This is a genomic window from Halorubrum sp. GN11_10-6_MGM (genome assembly GCF_005435165.1).
GTDB lineage: Archaea > Halobacteriota > Halobacteria > Halobacteriales > Haloferacaceae > Halorubrum.
The window spans coordinates 1-4,938 of sequence record NZ_SGUC01000068.1 but is presented as its reverse complement, the minus strand read 5'-3'; the positions used below and the strand labels follow the sequence as shown (position 1 = coordinate 4,938).

Below are 4,938 nucleotides of genomic sequence, written 5' to 3'. Positions count from 1 at the left end.
TGGCGACGTGGCGCCAGCAGGGACGCAATCCTTACGACGAACTCAGGCGAGTTGTCCGCGACAACGAGATGATCTCACGGGATCAAGCTGCTCCGATTGTTGAGTCTTCAGGGTAAACACGTACTCTGGGGAATTACTCTGACGGTCAGTGTCTTGGTGAATTGTACATGCCAGCAAGCAATATTAATGAAACAGTTCTTACCAAAACAACAGATGAGAAGGATAGCCTCAGATTGGGAGAAATAAGCATCAAACAAGAAAATGGAACGGTGAATTTGTACGCAACTGCTCGATACAAACCTGAAAACCCCGAGGAACACGAAACAGACCGATGGGGCTATACGGAAACAGAATCTCTTCTGGCAATGAAATTCGTCGGACTTGATCACATGTTGGAACGATTACTACTTGATTTCGTACCTGTCGCTGTTGAGGAAGCAGGAGGCTTCGCAGGATTCCGTGAGACAGCTACAAAAACTAAGTCATTAATTGATCGGCTTAGTGAGCTCCAGTTGCCAGAATTAGATGACGTTGAGGATGGAATGGCTCGGTATATCGAGATTGCTTCCACAGCAGAGAATCTTAACGAAGAAATCATAGAGTTAGAAACACAGATTGATCAATTGATATATGAACTGTACAATCTTTCCGAGGATCAGATAGAGTTGATCGAGTCCTCTGTTGGTGAGCGGTGAATATCGCTCATCTAACAACTGATTTTTAAAATGAATATCGTAAATATTGTTGCTTCCGGAGATATCGGAGAGGAATTAGACTTACATGCCATTTATAACGATCTCAACATTGAAGATGTTCAGTATGAGCCAGAGCAATTCCCCGGTCTTCAACTCAGATTTAGCCAAGAGGGACCAGTTGTTATCCTATTTTCATCTGGTTCCTACACCATAGTAGGTGTAAGGACCGAGGAACAGGTGAGTGAACTCTACAAGCGTCTTAATAATGTACTACAGGAATTGGAGGTTAAATATGACTTTGAGAGAGGTCGGCCTGAGATACAGAATCTAATCTGTAAAGGGGAACTTAGTCGTGAGATTGACTTAGATAACCTCGTTGTGGCATTAGGACTGGAAAATATTGATATGAGCCTGAACAATCACCGTTCGTATACTACTGGCCAGAGGAAGCGGATTGTTTAATCACAATCCCTACTAATGGTCAGTGTATTGTCACAGGAGTTAGCACACTAGAAGAAGCAGAAGAAGCATTCACGAACTTCCAGAACCAAATTGAGCGGTTATTTACTAATAGTATGGATAAATGACAAATTTTGAGGTCGGTATCCGCGTCAAGTTTGCTGGTGGGCAAGGAGAAATAACAAAAGTCGAGAAGCGGCCGAATGGTTCCCACCTACTACACGTCTACACCAGCGAGGGCGAACTTCAGAAGCTACCCAGTGGGCTTCCACATATCGAAAAGATCGATTCAATCGTCGACCGGCTCGCAGCAAAACAGATCGACGACCCGCTCCACCACGACCTTCGCGAGCGTGCGACCCGCCTCGATCTCGCGTATCGATACGACCGATTCCTCTCGTTGACGAATAATCGGATCGAGATCGAACCGTACCAGGTCAAAGCTGCGTACGAAATCCTGAACTCGTACGATCACCGATATCTCATCGGCGACGAGGTCGGCCTCGGGAAAACCATCGAGGCCGGGATTGTCATTGAGGAACTCATCGCTCGTGGTCGAGCCGAACGCGTCCTCATCGTTGCCCCAGCACCGCTGACGGTCCAATGGCAACAAGAGATGCGCAAGAAGTTTGACCGCAACTTCGTAATCTACGACCGCGATACGGTCCGGACCCATCGGAAGTCACACCCAAACCAGAACGTCTGGCTCCAAGAGGATCTCATCATCACTTCTGTCGACTTTGCGAAGCAGGACGACGTCCTCGAAGCACTGAGAAATCTCGAAGAGGAATGGGACATCGCGGTATTCGACGAGGCACACCACCTTACCGCTCGCCGGTCGAGCGATGATTCGATTGAGCGGACCCAGCGCTACAAGGTCGGTGAAGCAGTTGCGCGCAGCTCAGATGCGCTCCTGCTAATGACGGGGACACCACACAAGGGCAAGTCCGACCAGTTCTACTTCCTCACCGATCTGCTGGATCCGTACCGATTTGGTCACGAGTCGGACATCGACCCAGGCGGTCTTGAGGACCTGATGATCCGCCGACTCAAGGACAACATGTACGAGACCGATGGGACCAGAATGTTCCCCGAAAAGAATATGGAAGCGCTTGGTGTCGACATGTCACCGGCGGAGCGGAAGCTGTACGATGGTGTGACCGAATACATTCGCGAGTACTACAACCTCGCTCAGCAGGAGGAGAACCAAGCTGTCGGCTTCACGATGGTCATCTACCAGAAGCGCCTTGTCTCAAGCATTTACGCGATACGCAAGTCGCTCGAAAACCGAATGCGAGCGATCCAAAGTGATGCTATCGCTGAGGAACTCCCAGAAGACGTTCAGCAACTGATCCCACGCTATAGCACTGAGCCGGAAACGTTGACTGACGCGGAGCGGACACGAGTTGAGCAAGAACTAGAAACGGTAACTCTGGCTCAGAACCAGACACAGGTTCAGGCCGAACTGGACCGAGTCAAAGCGCTCTGGCAGCAGGCGAAAGAGATCAAGACGGACAGCAAGGCGCAACTGCTCAAGCAATTTGTCGATCGAATTCTCGACGACGATCCGGACGAGAAGATCCTCATCTTCACCGAGTACACAGACACGCTCGAATATCTTCGCGACGAGATATTCGCTGGGTACGACGTCACTCAGATCTACGGTGATCTCGACCAAGCCAAGCGACGTCGAGAGATGGCTCAGTTTGAGGAAGAGGCCAATCTCATGCTCGCAACAGACGCAGCTCAGGAAGGACTCAACCTACAGTTCGCCCACATCATGGTCAACTACGACCTCCCGTGGAACCCTACTCGGATCGACCAGCGGATGGGTCGCCTCCATCGGTACGGTCAGGAACACACTGTTGAGATCCGAAATCTGTTCTTCAAGGACACTCGGGAGAGCGAGATACTCAACCTCCTCGTCGAGAAGATGAATCAAATCGAGTCCGACCTCGGGATGCGATCGGATGTCCTCGGTAGGGTTCTTGAGGACGTTGACCTTGACCAGACCATTATGGCTGCGATCGCTGAAGACCAATCGCAAGACGAGGTTATTGCGGACATCGAGAAAACTGTTAAAGAGCGACAGGAGGCACTCGAGACGGTTGAGAACGAACTCCTCATTCGAGATCGATTCGATCTCTCTGATGAGGATGAAGAGATCCTCGACGTGATCGATCGAAGCCAGCACGGTGATGTCAGTGAAGACGATATTGAAATCCTTGTGCGCGAGTTCTTCGATGAGTTTGGGGGAGACATTAGAGGTGTTCGCCCTGGACCTGCCCGTTCCGAGGGAGACGTCTTCCAGCTCGAGGTGCCGAATGTGCTCTCTGGGGGCCAAGTCTCTGGACAGTATGAGCAGGCCACCTTCTCTCAAAAAGTCGCTCGCGAGCAGGACGACGTCGAATTCATCGCGCTGGACCATCCACTAGTCCAATCAATCATCGACTTCTGTCTTGAATCGGACCGTCTACAAGGCGATATCACAGTCAAGATCGCAGCCGGCCAAGAGCCCACACCAGGCATTTGTTTCACATACCGACTTGGGTACGTCTCAGGGGCAGGGGACGCCGTCACGGAGAAGCTAGCCTGGTTGTACGTCAATACAGACCGAGAGGTGGCGAGTGGGAAGCCCAAGTACACTGATACGCTATCGTCTGATGAAATTGATCAGTTTCCAGAACTTGACCGGTTAGCTTCGATGGCTGAGGAGCTCCACAGTGTCGCCGAGATGAGTGCGTGGGATGAAGTAGAATCGTTTGCGAAGGAAGCTCGCGAGGAACGCGAGCGGGAAGTCTCAATCAAGCGGAAACATGCTGAGAGACATTTTGAAGAGCAGATCGAGACCTGGCAAGATCGACTCGAACAGTACGAGTCTCAGGATGGCCCAAATAAGGATATGTCGGCACCCATCGGTAACGCTAGACAACAGCTGGACAAGCTCCGTCGCGAGCGTGAAGCCGAACTCTCACGGCTTGACGAAGAGCAGCATGTCACTCCTGAAGAGCCCGAATTAGTGACGGCAGCGTTCGTCGTCTCAGGCGATTAATTCGGGCAAGTGGTCTGAGAGGCGCTGGGTGGACATGACCTGGCGGATATGCCACCACAGGCAGAACCGTCTTACTCTGGTGGAATGTACGGATTATATACGGTTCTGACCTAGCATAAAAACGTGTCTACAACCGAGATAAAATTTGACGGGGGCTCTCAACCTAACCCAGGACCATCTGCTATCGGATATATCGTGAAATCAAACAGCTGGGAAGAAGAAGGTAGTGCCCACATTGGTAAGTCAACGAATAACAAGGCAGAGTACAACGCACTCATACAAGCACTCAATCTCGCTGTGGAGAACGAGTGTGATCACATAATAGCAAAAGGCGATTCGGAGCTAATTGTTAAGCAGGTCAAAGGTGAGTATGATGTTAATGATGCCGGCCTCAGAGAGCTCCATGACCGCGTACAAACACTGGTGGAAGAGTTCGAATCATTTGAGATTGAGCATATCTCTCGAGAGGAAAACTCTGAGGCGGATAGTCTCGTTGACAACGCGTTCTCTCAATAGACTCTGCTCACTCTCGGATCGTGCCGAATGGTGGCGGAGTGTCTCTATTGGCGGGAGTACCACGACATGCGGAGCTGTCGCATCGCTAATATCAGTACTTCACAAAGCCGCTTAGTTAGAACGTCTGCTTGCTGAAGGTGTGTCTAAAACCAAGCAAGCAGACGGTGTGATTCACGAGGACCAGCTTCTTAACTTTCTCGTCAACCGCCTTGACGA

5 protein-coding genes are annotated in these 4,938 nt (G+C 50.6%); all 5 read left to right on the top strand.

What is annotated here, in order from left to right:
- The first annotated feature begins 167 nt into the window (after window positions 1-167).
- The 5 genes from EXE46_RS16035 (at window position 168) to EXE46_RS16015 (ending at window position 4,722) form a co-directional block, all read left to right on the top strand.
- Entirely contained in the window at window positions 168-695 is a 528-nt protein-coding gene (locus EXE46_RS16035; RefSeq protein ID WP_199234200.1) for a restriction endonuclease, read from the top strand.
- Between the two features lie 30 nt (window positions 696-725).
- Window positions 726-1,157, top strand: a complete 432-nt coding sequence (locus EXE46_RS16030) for a hypothetical protein (protein WP_137689338.1) — start codon at window positions 726-728, stop codon at window positions 1,155-1,157.
- Complete coding sequence (locus tag EXE46_RS17765) at window positions 1,157-1,282, top strand: hypothetical protein (protein WP_394348208.1); 126 nt, start codon at window positions 1,157-1,159, stop codon at window positions 1,280-1,282. Before EXE46_RS16030 ends, EXE46_RS17765 begins: the two co-directional genes overlap by 1 nt.
- Window positions 1,279-4,206 (top strand): helicase-related protein, encoded by a 2,928-nt coding sequence (locus EXE46_RS16020; protein WP_137689337.1) that lies wholly within the window; start codon window positions 1,279-1,281, stop codon window positions 4,204-4,206. Before EXE46_RS17765 ends, EXE46_RS16020 begins: the two co-directional genes overlap by 4 nt.
- Before the next feature lie 123 nt (window positions 4,207-4,329).
- Window positions 4,330-4,722: a ribonuclease HI family protein gene (locus EXE46_RS16015; protein WP_137689336.1), complete on the top strand. Its 393-nt coding sequence runs from the start codon at window positions 4,330-4,332 to the stop codon at window positions 4,720-4,722.
- The last annotated feature ends 216 nt before the right edge of the window (window positions 4,723-4,938 follow it).